This window comes from Salsuginibacillus kocurii DSM 18087, from assembly GCF_000377705.1.
In the GTDB taxonomy this organism is placed as follows: domain Bacteria; phylum Bacillota; class Bacilli; order Bacillales; family Marinococcaceae; genus Salsuginibacillus; species Salsuginibacillus kocurii.
In genome coordinates this window covers 15,024-34,188 of the sequence record NZ_KB898623.1, presented here as the reverse complement: position 1 = coordinate 34,188, position 19,165 = coordinate 15,024, and the positions used below count along the sequence as shown (strand labels likewise).

Below are 19,165 nucleotides of genomic sequence, written 5' to 3'. Positions count from 1 at the left end.
GCATGTGGAAGTATTACCTGCTCGCAGTTGTGATCATTTCATTGGATCAATGGACCAAGCGTTTGGTTGTAAATAACATGGAAATTAGAGAATCGATCCCGGTTATTGATGGGTTTCTTTACCTCACCTCGCACCGTAATGCAGGGGCCGCTTTTGGTATTTTGCAAGGCCAGCAATGGTTATTCTACATTGTAACAGTCGTTGTCACAGTTGCTCTCATCTATTACATGTATCTCTATGCAGGACGCAGTGTTTGGTACGGTCTTCCGCTAGGATTGTTGCTAGGCGGGGCAATTGGAAATTTCATTGACCGTATTCTTTTTGGAGAAGTAGTGGATTTTGTTGATGTATATTTCGGAGCCTATAGTTTTCCGATTTTCAATGTAGCTGATGCAGCACTGGTAATTGGTGTTATTTTACTCTTAGGACGCATTTTTTTAGATGAACGAAAAGAAAAGGAGCAAGCGCATGAAGGATGAACAATTAAGTCTTGTAGTATCTCAAGAAGGAGAAGGGGAACGGCTGGATAAACATATTGTCGCGCTTTTTCCTGACTGGTCTCGCAGCACTGTGCAAAAATGGGCAAAAGAAGGTCACGTGCAAGTGAATAACAAAAGTGAAAAAAGTAACTACAAACTTAAAGCTGGCGACCAAGTAACAGTTACCCCACCAGCGCCCGAACATGAAACAATTGAGCCGGAGAATGTTGCTCTTGATGTTTTATATGAAGATGAAGAACTGCTCGTTGTTAACAAACCAAGAGGCATGGTTGTTCATCCCGCTCCGGGTCATACGACTGGCACGTTAGTAAATGCACTTTTGCATTATACACCTTCCCTATCTACACTGAACGGCGACTTCCGCCCAGGGATTGTCCATCGACTTGATAAAGATACATCCGGATTACTCGTAGTGGCTAAGACGGACTATGCTCATGAACAGCTAGCAGACCAATTGCGAGAAAAGAAAGCAGAACGTTTGTATAAAGCAATTGTCCACGGAGTCATTGCCCACCAGCGTGGGACGATCGAAGCTCCAATTGGACGAGACCCTAATGACCGCCAAAAAATGGCTGTAACTGACCAGCATGGAAAAGAAGCAACTACTCACTTTGAAGTGGAAGAACGATTCAACTCGCATTCTCTATTAACTTGCCAGCTCGAAACAGGCCGAACACATCAAATCAGGGTGCATTTAGCATATATAAATCACCCTGTTGTAAAAGATCCTAAATATGGACCAAAGTCAAAGTTCGCTATTAGAGGGCAGGCGTTACATGCAGAAACGTTGGCTTTTGTTCACCCTGCCACTAAAGAATTCATGAAGTTTCAAGCGCCATTTCCCGATGATTTCACACAAGTTTTGACGCAACTTCGAATGAATGCTTGATTTTTTGCCTGGCTTTTGTCATACTAACTAACAGAATAAAGCTTACCTTTAAGAACAGTCCAGTGAGGCTGAGAAGGTGTGAATTAACGACAAAGGCGTATTTGGCTTCAGTCTTTGTGATACTGTTATAATTCCATCCTCTCGCTCAACTGGGCGAGAGGATTTTTACGTTAACGTTGGACCAAGAGGTGATTGTGGTGAAAGAAGAGCGGACAATATTGGATGAGCAAGCAGTACGACGGGCTTTAACACGAATTTCTCATGAAATTATTGAACGCAACAAAGGAATAGAATCATGTGTGCTTGTCGGCATTAAGACGCGAGGCATTCATATTGCCAAGCGGCTGGCTGAACACATTGAACGAATTGAAGGAAGCAGTATTCCTGTTGGAGAGGTCGATATTACATTGTACCGGGACGACTTAAGTGTAAAAACGTCCGATGAACAGCCAGAATTGAAAGGCACAACGATTCCGTTGGATGTGACCAATCAAACCGTTATTTTAGTTGATGATGTGCTGTACACTGGTCGAACGGTGCGAGCAGCAATGGATGCTGTGATTGATGAAGGAAGGCCCTCACAGATTCAACTTGCTGTCCTGATTGATCGTGGACATCGTGAATTGCCGATCCGCCCTGACTTTATTGGTAAAAATGTACCAACCTCAAAATCTGAAATCGTGGTCTGTAACGTAGAGGAAGAAGATAAGAAAGATGGAGTCGTAATTACATCAAAATAAGCACTACCTCTTTAAATCGGTCCCGTGAGACCGAAAAGGGGGGACGTACCACAAGTATGCAAGAGCAAAGAAAGGCTCTTCTACCTGTGCGGCGAAACCTCTTTGCTCGTTCCGGCAAAGATTTTTTTTGGACTTTTTTAGGTCATTGGCTCCATTAATCGCCCACATAAACGCTTTATAACAAACAAGCTGTTTATAAAACTACTTTCCTTTGAAAATCCAAAAGGATTTAAGCCAGGGACACACCGAATCATATGCACAGGAGATGATAAGAGTGGCACAACAAAAAGAAATTGACATCCAAGAACTGCCCCCAAAAAATAAATGGCTGCTTCTCAGCCTGCAACACTTATTTGCCATGTTTGGCGCAACAATTCTTGTCCCGATTTTAACTGATTTAAGCCCAGCTGTAGCGTTAGTATCCAGCGGCCTTGGGACGTTAGCTTACTTGCTTGTTACAAAAGGGCAGATTCCAGCTTATTTAGGTTCTTCCTTTGCTTTTATTTATCCGATTATATCAGCTATGGCGATTGGCGGCCCCGAAGGCGTAATGATTGGAACATTTTTCGCTGGAATTATTTATGGTATTACGGCACTAATCATTCGTAAAACAGGCGTGAATTGGCTGATGAATTTGCTGCCTCCCGTTGTGGTTGGCCCCGTCATCATGGTTATCGGCCTGGGCTTGGCCGGAACAGCGATTGAAATGGCCATGAATTATGATGATCAGGCCGGGCAGTACATTGATCCGATGCTAAACTTCAGTGTAGCCCTTGCCACTTTGGCGATCACAGTCCTTGTATCTGTATTTTTCACTGGCTTCTTAAGCTTGATACCTATTTTGTTAGGGATTGTCGGCGGTTACTTGATCGCACTGGCTGCCGGTCTGGTTAATACGACGCCCGTTGCCGAAGCACCTTGGTTTCAAGTGCCGGACTTTGTCATTCCGTATGCAACCTACACCCCTGAATGGTCTTGGACTATTATTTTTATCATGGTGCCGATTGCCGTCGTAACATTATCAGAACATATTGGCGACCAGATGGTGTTAGGGAAAGTCACCTCGAGAAACTTCTTAAAGAAGCCTGGCCTGCACCGTTCTATTATGGGGGATGGGGTGGCCACGATTACCGCTTCTTTGTTGGGAGGTCCACCGAATACGACGTATGGAGAAAATATTGGAGTGCTTGCTATAACCCGAGTGTTCAGCGTCTATGTCATCGGGGGGGCTGCTGTTCTGGCCATTATCTTTGGCTTTATTGGTAAGATCGAAGCTTTAATTGCAAGTGTCCCAACGGCTGTAATGGGCGGCATCTCGATTCTATTATTCGGGATTATCGCCTCAGCCGGGATGCGGATGTTGATTGATAATCAAATTGACTTTGGTGTAAAACGAAACCTGATCATTTCTAGTATTATATTAGTCCTTGGTATTGGCGGTGCATTTATCGAAATTACAGATGATCTTGAAATAGCTGGCTTGGCGCTGGCTACCGTGATCGGAATTCTGTTGAATCTAATCCTGCCTGGCCGGGAACATTCCTATGGAAATAACAAAATGTTTGCTTCTATGAATGAGGCAATGAATGAAGATACGAAGAAGTACGAATAATTCTCCCTTTAAATATGTCCCGAGAGACAAATAAGGGTGTAGCAGGCAGCACGCCTGTATCCAGCACGTGGATACCTCTATCCATTTGCGGTTTTACACACCCTGATTCTTATTGAGTCAGGGTGTTTTTTATAAAAAAGTTTAGTGCATGACAAGGAAAGGCATTTGTATGATTACGCTCTGAAGACGACGGCCCAACTGTTCATGTATTGTACTTTCTGTGAATACGATCACTACATTTAAGCTGATGAAAGGGGTATATTCTCATGCTGCAACTTAAAAACAAGTCTTTTTTAAAAAACTCGTCACATATTACGACACTGACTGATTTACCTATCTCTATCGTTCATTCACTCTTAAGCGAAGCTGAAAAAATTAAAAGAGGGCAGTTTAGTAAATTTAGCGAGGATTGTTTTGTGGCGAATCTATTTTTTGAACCGAGCACAAGAACAAAAATGAGTTTTGAAGCAGCTGAGAAAAAGTTAGGCATGCATATTTTAAATGTTGACGCTGATCAATCCAGTGTAACTAAAGGGGAAACACTTTATGACACCGTCAAAACAATGGAAGCGATTGGGGCAGATGTTGTGGTCGTTAGACATCGTCAGGATCGTTACTTTGATGACTTAGTAAATGGTGTCAAGATACCTATTATTAATGGAGGAGATGGATGCGGCCATCATCCCTCTCAGTCCCTGCTCGATTTAATGACCATACAAGAAGAATTTGGATCATTTCAAGGGCTCAATGTAGTGATTGCCGGCGATATTCAGCATAGCCGGGTAGCACGATCAAATATAGAAGCTTTACAACGGCTTGGCGCAAATGTTTATGTAAGTGGGCCGCGTGAATGGGTCGAAATGATAGACCCTGCTGTTCCTTATTTGCCGATGGATGCGGCCGTAAAACAAGCAGATGTGATGATGATGCTCCGTATCCAGCATGAGCGCCATGCGGTGAAGATGGCAGCTGGAAAAGACAGTTACCATCAGCTGTATGGCCTAACACTTGAGAGAGAGCAGCGCATGAAATCAGGTGCGATTATTATGCACCCTGCTCCTATTAACCGCGGCGTGGAAATTGCTTCTGAGCTAGTGGAGTGCGAGCGTTCCCGCATATTTAAGCAAATGAAAAATGGTGTTTTTATTCGAATGGCACTTTTGCAATATACGCTCAATGAACAACTGACTACGGCAAACGTTTAAAGAAAAGGCGTTGGTTACGACCAGTGTAAGGTGGTGTTGGTTACAAGGGAAGGTGCGGTACTTTTGAAGCGAAAATTAATAACAACATATAACAAAGCCAAAGAAAAAAGGGGAGAGAGGCTTATGAAACGGGCACTCGTATTAGAAGACGGAAGTGTATTTATCGGAGAAGCGTTTGGCGCAAAGGAGGGAAGAGCAGGGGAGGTCGTTTTTAACACCGGAATGACCGGTTATCAGGAAATTCTTTCAGACCCTTCGTATTGCGATCAAATTGTAACGCTCACCTATCCGCTGATAGGTAACTATGGTATCAACCGTGACGACTTCGAATCAATTCACCCTTCTTTAGCGGGATTGATCGTAAAAGAAGCAGCTGCTGCTCCAAGTCACTGGCGTTCAGAGAATACACTGCATGAGTTGTTGCAGGAAAAAAATATTCCCGGTTTGGCAGGAATTGATACGCGGCGCCTTACAAAGATCATAAGAGCGCACGGAACATTGAAGGGCCGTTTTGTCTCACTTGACGAAGATATGGAAGTAACGGCAGCGGAATTAACGACGCAGACCTTTCCTCGCGATCAGGTATGTCGCGTTTCGACCCAAGGAGCCTATCATGCCCCTGGGGTTGGGCCCCGGGTCGTGCTGATTGATTACGGTGCGAAACACGGAATTATTAGGCAGCTGATTAAACGTGGTGCTGATGTATATGTTGTACCTTATGACATGTCTGCAAAAGAAATTCTTTCTCTTAAACCAGATGGCATCATGCTAAGTAACGGCCCAGGAGACCCAACTGATGTTGGCGAAGCGATTGAAACGGTTAAAACCTTAATTTCCAAGCTTCCTATTTTCGGGATTTGTTTAGGCCACCAGTTAATCAGCTTGGCCTGCGGGGCTACTGCTTCCAAATTGAAATTTGGCCATCGCGGGTCCAACCATCCAGTCAAAGATGTACGAACCGGTCGGGTCGATATTACCGCGCAAAATCATGGCTACACCATTGATGAATCATCACTGGCCGGCACTGATTTAAGTATTACTCATGTAGCTATTAATGATGGAACGGTTGAAGGGGTCGCCCATAAAAAATACCCAGTGTTTAGTGTGCAGTATCATCCGGAAGCAAGTCCTGGGCCCGAAGATGCGAATCCACTGTTTGATCGATTCTTTGAAATAATGGAAAAAAGTGAAACGGAGAGAAAGGAGCTGTCAACGAATGCCTAAGCGTGAAGATATCAAGAAGATTCTAGTGATTGGCTCAGGTCCAATCGTTATTGGCCAGGCAGCGGAATTTGATTATGCAGGTACGCAGGCGTGCCAGGCTTTAAAAGAAGAAGGGTATGAAACGGTGTTAATCAATTCAAATCCGGCTACGATTATGACTGATACGAATATGGCTGACGCTGTTTATATCGAACCTCTTACCTTTGATTTTGTGAGCCGGATCATCCGCCAGGAACGGCCCGATGGCTTATTGGCTACACTCGGCGGTCAGACCGGCTTAAATATGGCGATGGAATTAAATCAAGCAGGCATCCTTGAGCGCTACAATGTGGAGTTATTAGGAACAGACTTAAAAGCGATTCAAGAAGCAGAAGATCGCGAGGAGTTTAGAAGTTTAATGGCGCGTCTTGGGGAGCCTGTGCCTGAAAGCGCGATTGTAGAAACTGTATCACAGGCTAAAGAGTTCACAGAATCAACCGGTTACCCTGTGATTGTAAGGCCTGCTTATACGCTGGGAGGAACCGGCGGCGGTCTCGTTTATGATGAACAAGAACTTGAGGAAATTGTAGCGTCAGGCTTAAAGTACAGCCCGGTTACCCAATGTTTAATCGAGAAAAGTATTGCTGGATTTAAAGAAGTAGAATACGAAGTTATGCGCGATAAAGATAACCAAGCGATTGTCGTCTGTAATATGGAAAATATTGATCCAGTAGGAATTCATACAGGGGATTCAATCGTAGTAGCACCGAGTCAGACGTTATCAGATCGCGATTATCAGCGCCTGCGGAACTCATCACTTCGCATCATTCGCGAGTTAGGGATCGAAGGCGGTTGCAATGTTCAGTTTGCCCATGATCCTGTGCGAGATGAATACTACGTAATAGAAGTTAATCCGCGTGTCAGCCGTTCGTCTGCGCTTGCTTCAAAAGCAACAGGCTATCCGATTGCTAAAATGGCTGCAAAAATTGCGGTCGGTTATTCTCTTGACGAACTAAGAAACCCAATTACCGGCACCACATTTGCAAGTTTTGAACCTGCTCTGGATTATGTGGTAACCAAGTTCCCTAGATGGCCATTTGATAAATTTGAAGCGGCTAACCGTCGTCTTGGTACGCAAATGAAAGCGACTGGAGAAGTAATGTCTATTGGTCGCACGCTGGAAGAATCATTGCTTAAAGGCATTCGTTCTCTTGATACAAAAGAAGATCACATCCTTCGTGACATAGACTGCGAGAAAACAGATGAACAATTAATTGACCAGTTAAAACGAGCAGATGATGAGCGGATTTTTGCGGTTGGGGAAGGCTTTCGCCGCGGCTACTCATTAGAAGATGTATTCCGTTTTACTTGGATAGACCGCTACTTCTTAACGAAACTACAACAGCTTGTGCAATTTGATGACCATTTAAGGGAGCAGCGCTTGGATCAAAGAACATTGGGAGAAGCCAAGCAGCTGGGCATCAGTGATCGTCATATTGCCATGAAGTGGGAAATGAATGAAGATGAGCTTCGTCGTATGCGCCAGGCAGCGGGCATCCACCCCGTTTATAAAATGGTGGACACGTGCGCGGCTGAGTTTGAATCCTTTACGCCTTACTACTACAGCACGTATGAAGAAGAAGAGGAATCACTCGTAACTAAAAAGGACTCCATTCTTGTGCTGGGCTCTGGTCCGATCCGGATTGGGCAGGGGATTGAATTTGACTATGCGACCGTCCACACGGTCTGGGCGATTCAAGATGCAGGCTATGAAGCCATTATCGTAAATAACAACCCGGAGACGGTTTCCACTGACTTCAGTACCTCAGACAAGCTTTACTTTGAACCGCTCACGAAAGAAGATGTACTTACCATTATTGAACACGAAAAGCCAAAAGGCGTGATCGTTCAATTTGGCGGCCAGACAGCTATTAATTTGGCCGAAGAATTAAAAGAGCTCGGTGTTACCGTATTAGGTACTTCCTTAGAAGATATGGACCGTGCCGAAGATCGGGACAAATTCGAGCAAGCCCTGCATGAACTGAACATTCCTCAGCCGCTCGGCAAAACCGCTTCCTCGGTAGAAGAAGCGAGGAATATTTCAGCACGAATCGGCTATCCGGTATTAGTCCGGCCTTCTTATGTGCTCGGCGGCCGTGCCATGCAGATCGTAGATAATGATGAGGAACTACTGCAGTACATGGAAAGTGCGGTAAAAGTAAGCCCGGACCACCCGGTATTAATTGATCGCTACTTGATTGGAAAGGAACTCGAAGTCGATGCGATCTCAGACGGAGAAAATGTCTATATCCCCGGCATTATGGAACACATCGAGCGGGCCGGCGTTCATTCCGGTGATTCAATTGCTGTCTATCCCCCGCAGAGCCTGACAGCAAAAACAAAAGAGACGATTATAGAGCAAACGATTGCGCTGGCACGTGGATTGAAGATCATTGGACTGTTAAATATTCAGTTTGTGCTATTTAAAGACGATGTGTACGTACTAGAAGTGAATCCACGCGCAAGCCGTACTGTACCGTTTATGAGCAAAATTACCGGCGTGCCGATTGCCAATCTGGCTACCCGCGCGATTCTCGGAGAAAAACTGTCGGAGCTCGGATACGATACGGGCTGCCACCCTGAACCAACCCAGGTTTCTGTTAAAGTGCCGGTCTTCTCATTTGCTAAGCTAAGGCGGGTGGATATCAGCCTTGGCCCTGAAATGAAATCGACCGGGGAAGTGATGGGACGGGATTATACCTTGGAAAAAGCCCTGTACAAAGGACTAAAAGCAGCTGGTATGAACGTTCCAGTCCATGGCACGGTGCTCTTTACGATCGCTGACAAAGATAAAGATGAAGCAATCAGCCTGGCCAGACGTTTTCACCGCATCGGCTATGACCTTCTTGCCACCAAAGGAACAGCTGCTCTCTTAGCGGATCACGGCATCCCTGCCGCTGAAGTAAATAAAGTAGGTGAAAAAAGCCCAAACCTTTTAGAAACCATTCAAGGCGGAGACGCTCAATTTGTTATTAATACGCTCACAAAAGGCAAACAACCAGCCCGGGACGGCTTTCGGATCCGCCGGGAAGCGGTTGAAAACGGCATCGTCTGCTTGACTTCAATGGATACGGCAGAAGCGCTTTTAAAAGTACTGGAAATGATTACGTTTGCTACTGAACCTGTCCCTGCGTTAAGAACGGCACACAAGCAAGAGGTGCATGTATGAAACAGGAAAATATGAGGGTTTATTCACATCGCCACATTGCAGAGCAGACGTATGAGTTGGTACTAGAAGGCGAACTCGCTTCATTTCTTCAGGCTCCCGGCCAGTTTTTGCATATTAAACCGCCTGGAGGCGAACTGCTCCTTCGTCGCCCGCTTAGTATCGCTAAAGCAGAACCAGAGCTAAAGCACTGTACGGTGCTGTACCGTGTAGAAGGGAAAGGGACGCAGCAATTAACAGCTTTATCTCCAGGAGATACCCTTAATGTGCTGGGTCCAATGGGAAATGGCTTTCCAATTGCAGAAGCTCAGTTGGGAGAAACGGCTTTGTTAACAGGCGGAGGAATTGGAGTTCCTCCTTTGTATGAACTAGGACGGCAGCTAAAGCAAAAAGGGCTGAGGGTTGTTTCCGTACTCGGTTTTTCAGATCGTCAAGCTGTTTTTTATGAAGAGCAGTTCCGAGAACTGGGGGAAGTGTTTGTGGCAACCGATGATGGAAGTTACGGCAGAAAAGGGTTTGTTACAGATGTGATTAGCCAGGAAGCTCTTTCCTTTGACTGGCTGTTTACATGTGGACCCAAGCCGATGCTTGCAGCGTTAACCGAGCAGCACAAAGCCGCAAAAGGCTATATTTCCTTGGAAGAAAGGATGGGCTGCGGCTTTGGCGCATGCCTCGCCTGTGTTTGCGAGCCTCTTTCTCCAGCTCGTGCTGGCCAAACCTTTTATAAAATTTGTAAAGACGGACCGGTCTTTCCACTACGGGAGGTTAAATTATGAGCCGCTTACAAGTAGAACTACCAGGTTTATCTATGAAAAATCCAGTGATGCCAGCTTCTGGGTGTTTTGGCTACGGGCGGGAATTTGCCCCGTTTTATGATTTGTCGACTCTAGGTGCGGCTGCTGTAAAAGGAACCACTCTTGAAGACAGATTCGGGAATCCGACGCCAAGAGTCGCTGAAACATCATCTGGGATGCTAAATGCTATCGGCTTGCAAAATCCGGGAGTAGAAGCAGTTGTTGCTGAAGAACTCCCGTGGCTCGGCCACTATGACCTGCCGATCGTCGTTAATCTTTCGGGAGCTGAAGTAGAAGAGTACGTCCAAGTTGCAAAATGTTTAAATGAATCAGAGTATGTTGATGCACTGGAATTAAATATTTCCTGCCCGAACGTGAAAAAAGGCGGGCTCGCTTTTGGCCAGGACCCGGAGCTTGCGGCAGCCTTAACTAAAGAAGTTAAGCAAGTGACAACGCTTCCGGTCTATGTCAAGCTTTCTCCGAATGTAGCCGATGTAACAGAAGTCGCTTTGGCAGTTGAAAAGGCAGGCGCAGACGGCCTTTCATTAATAAATACATTGCTTGGTATGCGTCTTGACTGGCGGACAGGTGAGCCCATTTTAGCTAACCAGGCTGGGGGGCTCTCTGGCCCAGCTGTAAAACCAGTAGCGATTCGCATGATTCATCAAGTCCGGCAGGTAAGCAACCTGCCGATCATTGGAATGGGTGGCATCGAAACGGCAGAAGACGTGTTGGAGTTCATGCATGCAGGAGCAAATGCAGTGGCCGTTGGAACAGCTAACTTTAGCAATCCATTCGTCTGTAAAGAAATCATTGAAAGCTTGCCGACATTATTGGACGAAATTGGAGTTCATACGATCTCTCAGCTTGGCAGAGATGAGGTGCAGGTATGAATACATGGGAAGAACCAATTATTGCATTGGATTATGAAAATGAAGAGGAAGCAAAGAAGTTTTTATCCTTGCTAGAAGGCAGCTCACCTCGTTGTGTGAAAGTAGGCATGGAATTATATTATGCTAGCGGCCCTGACTTTTTAAGATGGTTGATTGCTAGAGGTTATCATGTTTTTCTCGATTTAAAGTTGATGGATATTCCTACCACTGTTAAAAAAACGATGCGGGTGTTAGCGAGTATGGGGGTGGGGATGGTTAATGTGCACGCTCCGGGTGGATCCACTATGATGAAAGCGGCGCTGGAAGGACTGGAAGAAGGAACAAAGCCCGGTCAAGCACGTCCCATTTGTATTGCAGTCACGCAACTAACTAGCACAACCGAGCACATGATGCAGACCGAACAATTGATTGATCGTTCGTTAGAAGAAGTAGTGGTGGAATATGCCAAGTTAACTCAACAGGCTGGTCTTGATGGAGTCGTTTGTTCGGCGAATGAAGCTGAACTACTCAAACAAGAACTGGGGAACGACTTTCTTTTAGTAACTCCAGGTATCCGCTTTAAAGATGAAGAAGCAGACGATCAAAAACGTGTTGTAGACCCTGGGCAGGCTAAAGCAAAAGGGAGCGATGCGATCGTGGTGGGACGTTCAATTACCCAGGCAGAAGACCCGCAGCACGCTTACGAAAACGTAGTTCAATTATGGAGGGACGCACAATGAACCATGTTATTGCCAGTCATTTATTATCAATTGAAGCAGTTAGTTTAGCTCCTAATGATCCTTTCACTTGGACTTCGGGCATTAAATCGCCAATCTACTGTGATAACCGCTTAATTTTATCTTATCCTGCTGTCCGAAAGGATGTCATACAAGGTTTTACAGAGTTGATCCAACGCGAGTTTTCTATGGTTGATGTGATCGCCGGTACTGCCACCGCAGGCATCCCTCATGCTGCTTGGATAAGTGAAAGGCTAGACCTGCCGATGCTTTATGTTAGAGGCTCTGCTAAGTCGCACGGCAAAGGAAATCGAATAGAAGGAGCCTATGAGAAAGGTCAGCGGGTCGTATTAATTGAAGATCTAATCTCGACAGGAAAGAGCGTAATCGAAGCTGCCGAAGCATTACGAAATGAAGGTATGGAGGTAGCAGGGGTGGTTTCTATCTTTACGTACGGTCTTAATAAAGGCAAGAAACAATTAGCAGACGCCAGCCTTCCTTCCTATTCCCTTACCAACCTGGAGGTACTTATGAGGGAAGCTCGCCGTAATGGCGCGATTACAGCTGCAGATGAGAACAAGATTAAGCAATTTCAACAAGACCCGAGCGACAGCCGCTGGATGCACCTTCAAGAAAAACATGGTATCCTTAACTTCTAAGCAAAGAGGAATCAGGTGATTGAATGCGAAAAATGACAGGGTCAGAATTTGATAACCGGGTCCGCTTTTTTGATGAAATGGCGCAAACATCCTGGCTTGCTCAAATTCACGAAACAATTATCCAAGAAGCTGATATTCACAATAAGACGATCCTGGACGTGGGATGTGGGTCCGGACGTTTACTACTAAAAGCTGCTCCTCAAGCACATGCTCTTTACGGCATTGATTTATCAGAGCAAATGGTTGAAAAGGCCGGATCGCTGTTAACAGCGGAAGGATTTTCAGAGAAAAGCAATTTGGTCCAAGGCGAGGCTTATGCGCTGCCCTATGGGGAGGCTCAATTTGATGTTGTGACTTCTACCTGTGTTTTATTTCTGCTGCCAGAACCGGAGCTTGGCTTAAAGGAAATGAAACGGGTTCTTAAACAAGACGGGCGTTTGATCATGTTAAACCCAGGACCTTTTTTTGGGGAGGAAACAGCCAGTGCTTATTGCGATGAAAAGCAGTTAGAGGGCTTTGAACGGGAAGCATTGCAAATGTGGGCCGGAGTCAGCGAAAAAAGACATACGTGGAGTCCACGCGCCATGCGCCAGTTTTTAAAAGATAATGGCTTAAAGGATGAAGCGCATATTCCCGTCCTGGACGGTTTAGCCTTTGTGACAGCAGCTACTCTGCCAACTTCATAACGTGCAACATAAAAAAAAGCTCCTCATTTCAGCAATGAAGGAGCTTTTGTGATTATTTGTTACCTGTCCTTTAATTGTTCAATTAAGGATTGGTCCGGTGTGACATAGAGTGTTTTTTGCTGATCATACGTAACAAAGCCAGGCTTTGCGCCACTCGGTTTTTTTACATGTTTAATTTCTGTGTAATCGACCGGTACAGAACTCGATGCTTTCGCTTTTGAAAAATAAGCGGCGATATTTGCGGCTTCCATCAATGTTGCCTCTTCCGGTTCAGCGTTTCGAATGACAACGTGTGAGCCTGGAATATCTTTAGTGTGCAGCCAAATATCTGAAGAACGAGCATAGCGGTTCGTTAAATGTTCATTTTGTTTATTGTTTTTCCCTACATAAATCTCATCCCCAGTAGAAGAACGGTACTTTTCTAGCTGTGGCCTCGTATCTTTCTTTTTCCGTTTCTTTTTCTCTTGTTTTCGTTTGATGTAGCCTTCTTCTTCTAGTTCCTCGCGCATTTCTTGAATGTCGCCCGGCGATGCACTTTCAATCTGTTGTAGCAGACCTTCGAGGTAATTCATTTCCCGCACAGTAAGTTTATTTTGTTTCTTTGCCTCCTGCGCGGTTGTCTTGGCTTTGTTGTATTTTTGAAAATATGCCTGGGCATTGTCAGACGGCGATTTTTCCGGGTCGAGTACTATCGTCAAGCTCCCCCCAGCTTCGTCATAATAATCCAGCACTTCAATTTCTTCCATCCCTGTTTTAACGAGATGCATATTTGCCGTTAAAAGTTCACCCAGTTTTTGGGCTTCTGTGTCTTTTTCTGCTTTCTGCAGATCCTTCTCCAGCTTTTTTAACTTTTTCTTATTTTTTTGCCACTCGTTGCGCAGCATCCGTTCCAAGTCATACGCCTGCTGTTTTACGCGGTCGCGTTCAGCCTTGCCGGAAAAAAATTGTTCAAGTAATTCACTCATAGACTCAAAATGGCTTGCTTGTTCATTAAACTGGGTAAGCGGAAGAGCGGAAAAATACTCTTTGTCTTTGCTCGTTACGAGCGTAGGTGAGTAGTGGTGCTTGCTAATGTCAGCAAAGATAGTTGTGAATGCTTCCGCAACCTGCCGCACGTTGCCCAACCCGGCCCGGTGCGTAATCTCACTGGCCACGAGCGGAGAGATACCGCTAAATGCCGACACGATTTGTTTGTCAATTTTTCCTTGGTTGGGGTCAAGCTGTTTTAAACACTCCTCTTCGTCAGCTTCGAGCGGATTTCGTTTATGCTGGGCAGGCGGGAAGACATAGGTTCTGCCGGGCATGATCGTGCGATGGCGATTGACTGCTGGTGACAGGTGTTTAATGCCGTCAATGATCTGCTCACTTTCTGCATCGACCAATGTAACATTTGAATGCTTTCCCATAATTTCAATGATTACTTTTTTTTCGGACGGGTCGCCCAGTTCATCTCTGCCTTCGATTGTCAGAGTGATGATTCGTTCCATTTCTTTTTGCTCAATAGCTCGAATAAATGCTCCATCCAAATGTTTGCGCAGGAGTGTGCAGAACATCGGTGGTTCCGCCGGGTTCTCAAAGCTTTGGTTCGTAAGATGCAAACGTGCAAAACTAGGATGCACTGAAACTAAAAGTTGATGATTAGTACGGTTCGCGCGAATAGTTAAAATGATATCTTGAGCTGTTGGTTGTTTAATTTTTGTAATTCTACCGGGTACGAGTGTTTCACTTAGTTCATGAGTGATCGCCCGGGTAACAATGCCATCAAAAGACATAGTACCACCCTTTCTGTCACGAACAAGTATAGCATGAAAGTGGACGTGCCTGAATAGGATGTGCTGTAAGATACTGTGAGGGTGGGGGAGCGTCTAGTGAATTGGCATAATTATTCTACAGATGAATGTTTACAGCACTTTCATACAGACGAGCAATCGGGTCTATCTTCGCAAGAAGCGAAATATAGACTGCAGCAAGTAGGGTTAAATGAATTATCTAGTGAAAAGAAGCGATCAAGTTTACTCATTTTTTTAGAGCAATTTAAAGATTTTATGGTATTGGTCTTGCTCGCTGCTACATTGCTTTCCGGACTTTTAGGAGAATACGTAGATGCGATAACGATCATGATTATTGTCTTTTTAAACGGTGTACTCGGGTTTATGCAGGAGCGAAAAGCGGAACGTTCGATTGAAACATTGAAGGCGTGGACAGCCCCCCAAATGACAGTGAAACGAAATGGGGCATGGGTTGAGATTCCAGCTAAGACCGTTGTGCCCGGCGACATTGTTAAACTGCAGGCAGGAGACCGAATTGGAGCTGACCTTCGTCTTCTCAGTGCCCATGAATTATTGGTGGAAGAATCAGCTTTATCCGGAGAATCACAACCTGTTGATAAAAACACAGGGGTTGTATGGGACCGGGCAAACGCCCTCGCTGAAAATACAAACATGGGTTATGCTGGCACTACAGTTTTGCGAGGTACGGGAGAAGGGGTGGTAGTAGCAACCGGGATGCAGACAGAAATGGGGAAAATTGCCCACCTTCTTGATAATACGGTGGCTACCATGACCCCATTGCAACGAAGACTTGAACACCTTGGAAAAGTGTTAGTTGTAGGGGCACTGGCCCTCACCTGCCTAGTTGTTTGGACAGGGGTCATGCAAGGCCACGATGTCTATACGATGCTCTTTGCCGGCGTTTCTTTGGCGGTAGCTGCTATCCCTGAAGGACTCCCGGCAATAGTAACCGTTGCTCTTGCCCTGGGCGTACAGCGCATGATTAAGCATAAAGCTATTGTGCGTCGGCTCCCGGCCGTAGAAACATTAGGTTGTGCTACCATTATTTGTTCAGATAAAACAGGGACCCTAACAAAAAATGAAATGACTGTAACGAAATTGTGGTCCTGGGAGCGCAGCTGGGATGTAGAATATAATAAAGGCATGGCATTTTACACTGAGCAGGCAAAAAAAGTTTCTGCAAAAGAAGATAACTTATTGCAACAAATCCTATTATACGGGGCAATGGGCGAACAGCTTGAAGGAACAAACCCAACTGAACAAGCTATGGTTAATGCCGCTAAGCAGGCAGGCATCACGTCTTCAGCCCATTTGCTCGCCAGCAAGTCATTTGACAGTGAACGGAAACGATCTACCATTATTTATCAGACGAACAATAATGAAAAGTACGCTGTATTGCGAGGAGCTCCTGATGTATTAGCTGAACGTGCTGCAGCGATTCAGGCTGCCGGCCGTATTTTACCGTTTACAGCAGAGCGGCAACTCATTTGGAACCAGGCCATTCAACAGATGGGAAAAGCCGCCCTCCGTCCCCTCGCTGTAGGGTATAAAAAAATTAATGGACCAATTGCAGAGGTGGATTGGGATGAGGTGGAGCAAGGAATTACGCTTGTAGGCATGCAAGGGATGATCGACCCCCCGCGTGAAGATGCAGTGGAAGCGATTCGCGAGTGCCGCAGAGCCGGAGTAAAAACGGTAATGATTACCGGCGACCATCACGTAACAGCAGAGGCTATCGCGAGCCAGTTAGAGCTCTTGCCAGAACATGGAAAAGTGTTAACTGGGCGCGACCTTGACCGCTTCAGCCCGAAAGAACTAGAGCGTGAAGTGCAAGACACTTATGTGTATGCACGCGTCACACCCGAGCATAAATTGAAAATCGTCCAAGCTTTAAAGCGAAATGGGCACATCGTAGCTATGACCGGCGACGGGGTGAATGACGCACCTGCTCTAAAAGCGGCAAACATTGGTGTTGCAATGGGCAAGACGGGGACAGATGTAGCTAAAGAAGCTGCTTCTTTAATTTTAAGTGATGATCATTTCTCAACGATTAAACAAGCGATCAAAGAAGGGCGGAATATTTATGATAATATTCGTAAGTTCATTCGCTATATGCTCGCTTCTAATGTCGGTGAGATTCTCGTTATGCTGTTTGCTATGTTAATGGGCTTGCCTCTTCCGCTTGTTGCGATTCAAATTTTATGGATTAATCTTGTCACAGATGGTTTGCCTGCAATGGCTCTTGGCCTGGATAAACCAGAGCGGGATGTGATGAACCGTCCGCCTCGTCCAGCAAATGAAAGCATATTTGCCAGAAAACTTGGCTGGAAGGTCATTAGCCGTGGTTTTTTAATCGCAATCGTTACATTGATTGCATTTGTGACGAGCTTCATGCTTTTCCCGGATGATTTAACGAGAGCACAGACCATTGCTTTTGCAACGTTAATTATGGCTCAACTGATTCACGTGTTTGATTGCCGCAGTGAAACAAATATTACGTCACGAAATCCATTCGGCAATGTTTATTTGCTTGGAGCGGTGGCATCTTCTGTGCTGCTAATGCTCGTTGTTATATATTTTGAGCCATTACAAGGCATTTTCCATACTACAGCGCTGCCACTGACGGAATGGTTGTTAATAGTGCCGCTGGCTGCCTTGCCGACCCTTTTATTTGCCATTCCCAGACGCAACAGTAAAGTATAAAGTTAAACAGGTACAGCAAAACCCTTTCATACCCAGAGCAGGTTTGAAAGGGTTTTGCTATGCAGTAGCACTTTCATTGTTTGTGCAAATAGTTCATCTAACATAAACGCGCCCGCCCCAGCCGTTTTATCCTCATACTTCGCCTTTCTCTCTTTTCTTTTGCTTGTTGTAGGTGGTAAAATTGGATAGAATAAACCCAAGGAGCGCGGAAGTGATGTTATGTTAACGAGTATGACCGGGTATGGATATGCTACAGCCAGCTATGGAAACGCTCGGGTTCAAATTGAAATAAAAAGCGTAAATCACCGTTACTGTGACGTCCAATTTAGAATGCCGCGCCGTTTTAATGGGATTGAAGAGGAAGCAAAAAGACGTATTCAGTCCCACTGTAAGCGGGGAAAAATAGATGTCTATGTCGCGGCAAGTGACGATGCGAAGGCGGATAAAACCGTCCAGCTGGATTGGCCTCTCATCCATCAATATATGAAGGCCGCTGATGAGCTAAAGCAGTACGGTGAATTTGAAGGCTCCCTGCCGATAGAATCTGTGCTTTTTTCGCCAGAGCTTACGACAATTCAAGAAGACCTTTCCTTAACTGAAGAAAGTCGAATTGCTTTTTTACAGGCGCTTGAGGAAGCACTTGAATCGTTAAATACGATGAGAACACGTGAAGGTGAAGCTTTAACCGAAGCCTTGCTGCAAGAAGTAGAGGAGTTTTCATATCATACAAAAGAACTGGAGCGCTTATCTCCAAAAGTGGTAGTATCATATCGGGAGAAGCTGCATGCCCTGTTAAAAGAATGGAAAATTGAAAGCCGGGAAGAAGAATTGGAACGGTTGCGGTTGGAAGTTTTTCTCTATGCAGATAAAGTGAACATTGAAGAGGAGATCACGAGATTACAAGCGCATATAGGGCAGTTCCGTACTACGGTTGACCAGGCTGGCGTTGCAGGAAGAAAGCTGGAATTCATTCTTCAGGAAATGCACCGCGAGATTAATACGGTTGGATCAAAAGCAAATGATGCCGCGATGAGTGCTCATGTCGTAGAAGGAAAAAGCCTGCTTGAAAAAATGAAAGAACAGATTCAAAATATTTGTTAATAGGGAGGTTGTATTTTGTCTTCTGCTCGCAGAACGTATATACTTAATATAAAAGGGATTAAGAAACCGATGGAAGCGTGCTTTCTAAACTTGTATAGATAAAAGCAGCCATGTCAACAAAGCATAGCCGACCAAACGAAGAGTGAGGGGATTTACTTGAACATCAAATTAATTAACATTGGGTTTGGAAATATTGTTTCTGCCAATCGGATGATATCGATCGTAAGCCCGGAATCAGCTCCAATAAAACGTATCATTCAAGAAGGGCGCGACCGCAATATGCTTATAGATGCTACATACGGCCGGCGTACTCGTGCGGTTATTATTATGGACAGCGACCATGTCATTTTATCTGCTGTGCAACCAGAAACAGTGGCACAGCGTCTTCATACAAAAGACGATTCAGATGAGGAATAATTAGATTTAGTGTAAAGAGGGCGTGAACACG

At 45.2% G+C, this 19,165-nt stretch carries 16 protein-coding genes; 15 read left to right on the top strand and 1 reads right to left on the bottom strand.

Annotated elements, in window-relative coordinates:
- The first annotated feature begins 2 nt into the window (after positions 1-2).
- The 12 genes from lspA (at position 3) to D469_RS0100095 (ending at position 13,123) form a co-directional block, all read left to right on the top strand.
- A complete protein-coding gene (gene lspA / locus D469_RS0100150; RefSeq protein ID WP_018921323.1) occupies positions 3-479 on the top strand; it encodes a signal peptidase II in 477 nt (158 codons plus the stop codon).
- Positions 469-1,389: an RluA family pseudouridine synthase gene (locus tag D469_RS0100145; protein WP_018921322.1), complete on the top strand. Its 921-nt coding sequence runs from the start codon at positions 469-471 to the stop codon at positions 1,387-1,389. Before lspA ends, D469_RS0100145 begins: the two co-directional genes overlap by 11 nt.
- 197 nt (positions 1,390-1,586) lie before the next feature.
- Positions 1,587-2,129 carry a bifunctional pyr operon transcriptional regulator/uracil phosphoribosyltransferase PyrR gene (gene pyrR, locus D469_RS0100140; protein WP_018921321.1) on the top strand — a complete coding sequence of 181 codons (543 nt, stop codon included), beginning with the start codon at positions 1,587-1,589 and terminating at the stop codon, positions 2,127-2,129.
- Between the two features lie 274 nt (positions 2,130-2,403).
- Positions 2,404-3,741 carry a solute carrier family 23 protein gene (locus D469_RS0100135; RefSeq protein WP_018921320.1) on the top strand — a complete coding sequence of 446 codons (1,338 nt, stop codon included), beginning with the start codon at positions 2,404-2,406 and terminating at the stop codon, positions 3,739-3,741.
- Between the two features lie 266 nt (positions 3,742-4,007).
- Complete coding sequence (locus D469_RS0100130) at positions 4,008-4,946, top strand: aspartate carbamoyltransferase catalytic subunit (protein WP_018921319.1); 939 nt, start codon at positions 4,008-4,010, stop codon at positions 4,944-4,946.
- 123 nt (positions 4,947-5,069) lie between these two features.
- Positions 5,070-6,170 (top strand): carbamoyl phosphate synthase small subunit, encoded by a 1,101-nt coding sequence (locus D469_RS0100125; protein WP_018921318.1) that lies wholly within the window; start codon positions 5,070-5,072, stop codon positions 6,168-6,170.
- Entirely contained in the window at positions 6,163-9,378 is a 3,216-nt protein-coding gene (gene carB, locus D469_RS0100120; RefSeq protein WP_018921317.1) for a carbamoyl-phosphate synthase large subunit, read from the top strand. Before D469_RS0100125 ends, carB begins: the two co-directional genes overlap by 8 nt.
- Entirely contained in the window at positions 9,375-10,151 is a 777-nt protein-coding gene (locus D469_RS0100115) for a dihydroorotate dehydrogenase electron transfer subunit (protein ID WP_018921316.1), read from the top strand. Before carB ends, D469_RS0100115 begins: the two co-directional genes overlap by 4 nt.
- Positions 10,148-11,062, top strand: coding sequence for a dihydroorotate dehydrogenase (locus D469_RS0100110; RefSeq protein WP_018921315.1), 915 nt, complete (start codon positions 10,148-10,150; stop codon positions 11,060-11,062). The genes D469_RS0100115 and D469_RS0100110 overlap by 4 nt, the downstream gene beginning before the upstream one ends.
- Complete coding sequence (pyrF, locus tag D469_RS0100105) at positions 11,059-11,781, top strand: orotidine-5'-phosphate decarboxylase (RefSeq protein ID WP_018921314.1); 723 nt, start codon at positions 11,059-11,061, stop codon at positions 11,779-11,781. The genes D469_RS0100110 and pyrF overlap by 4 nt, the downstream gene beginning before the upstream one ends.
- A complete protein-coding gene (pyrE, locus tag D469_RS0100100) occupies positions 11,778-12,437 on the top strand; it encodes an orotate phosphoribosyltransferase (protein ID WP_018921313.1) in 660 nt (219 codons plus the stop codon). Before pyrF ends, pyrE begins: the two co-directional genes overlap by 4 nt.
- A gap of 23 nt (positions 12,438-12,460) precedes the next feature.
- Positions 12,461-13,123 carry a class I SAM-dependent methyltransferase gene (locus D469_RS0100095; RefSeq protein WP_018921312.1) on the top strand — a complete coding sequence of 221 codons (663 nt, stop codon included), beginning with the start codon at positions 12,461-12,463 and terminating at the stop codon, positions 13,121-13,123.
- Between the two features lie 59 nt (positions 13,124-13,182).
- Here D469_RS0100095 and D469_RS0100090 read toward each other — a convergent pair whose 3' ends face one another.
- Positions 13,183-14,895: an Rqc2 family fibronectin-binding protein gene (locus tag D469_RS0100090; protein WP_018921311.1), complete on the bottom strand. Its 1,713-nt coding sequence runs from the start codon at positions 14,893-14,895 to the stop codon at positions 13,183-13,185.
- 96 nt (positions 14,896-14,991) lie between these two features.
- Between D469_RS0100090 and D469_RS0100085 the strand changes: the two genes are divergently transcribed.
- The 3 genes from D469_RS0100085 to remA all read left to right on the top strand — a co-directional run bounded on the left by D469_RS0100085 (position 14,992) and on the right by remA (position 19,134).
- Positions 14,992-17,616 (top strand): cation-translocating P-type ATPase, encoded by a 2,625-nt coding sequence (locus tag D469_RS0100085; protein WP_018921310.1) that lies wholly within the window; start codon positions 14,992-14,994, stop codon positions 17,614-17,616.
- Positions 17,617-17,835: 219 nt separating this feature from the next.
- Complete coding sequence (locus D469_RS0100080) at positions 17,836-18,717, top strand: YicC/YloC family endoribonuclease (RefSeq protein ID WP_018921309.1); 882 nt, start codon at positions 17,836-17,838, stop codon at positions 18,715-18,717.
- 156 nt (positions 18,718-18,873) lie between these two features.
- On the top strand, positions 18,874-19,134 hold the full coding sequence (gene remA / locus D469_RS0100075) for an extracellular matrix/biofilm regulator RemA (RefSeq protein WP_018921308.1): 261 nt from the start codon (positions 18,874-18,876) through the stop codon (positions 19,132-19,134).
- Positions 19,135-19,165: the final 31 nt, after the last annotated feature.

Coding starts and splice junctions, on each gene's coding strand:
- D469_RS0100130 (WP_018921319.1), top strand. CDS start 4,008: ATGCTGCAACTTAAAAACAAGTCTTTTTTAAAAAACTCGTCACATATT.
- lspA (WP_018921323.1), top strand. CDS start 3: ATGTGGAAGTATTACCTGCTCGCAGTTGTGATCATTTCATTGGATCAA.
- carB (WP_018921317.1), top strand. CDS start 6,163: ATGCCTAAGCGTGAAGATATCAAGAAGATTCTAGTGATTGGCTCAGGT.
- D469_RS0100145 (WP_018921322.1), top strand. CDS start 469: ATGAAGGATGAACAATTAAGTCTTGTAGTATCTCAAGAAGGAGAAGGG.
- pyrE (WP_018921313.1), top strand. CDS start 11,778: ATGAACCATGTTATTGCCAGTCATTTATTATCAATTGAAGCAGTTAGT.
- pyrF (WP_018921314.1), top strand. CDS start 11,059: ATGAATACATGGGAAGAACCAATTATTGCATTGGATTATGAAAATGAA.
- D469_RS0100115 (WP_018921316.1), top strand. CDS start 9,375: ATGAAACAGGAAAATATGAGGGTTTATTCACATCGCCACATTGCAGAG.
- D469_RS0100095 (WP_018921312.1), top strand. CDS start 12,461: ATGCGAAAAATGACAGGGTCAGAATTTGATAACCGGGTCCGCTTTTTT.
- D469_RS0100110 (WP_018921315.1), top strand. CDS start 10,148: ATGAGCCGCTTACAAGTAGAACTACCAGGTTTATCTATGAAAAATCCA.
- D469_RS0100090 (WP_018921311.1), bottom strand. CDS start 14,895: ATGTCTTTTGATGGCATTGTTACCCGGGCGATCACTCATGAACTAAGT.
- D469_RS0100080 (WP_018921309.1), top strand. CDS start 17,836: ATGTTAACGAGTATGACCGGGTATGGATATGCTACAGCCAGCTATGGA.
- D469_RS0100125 (WP_018921318.1), top strand. CDS start 5,070: ATGAAACGGGCACTCGTATTAGAAGACGGAAGTGTATTTATCGGAGAA.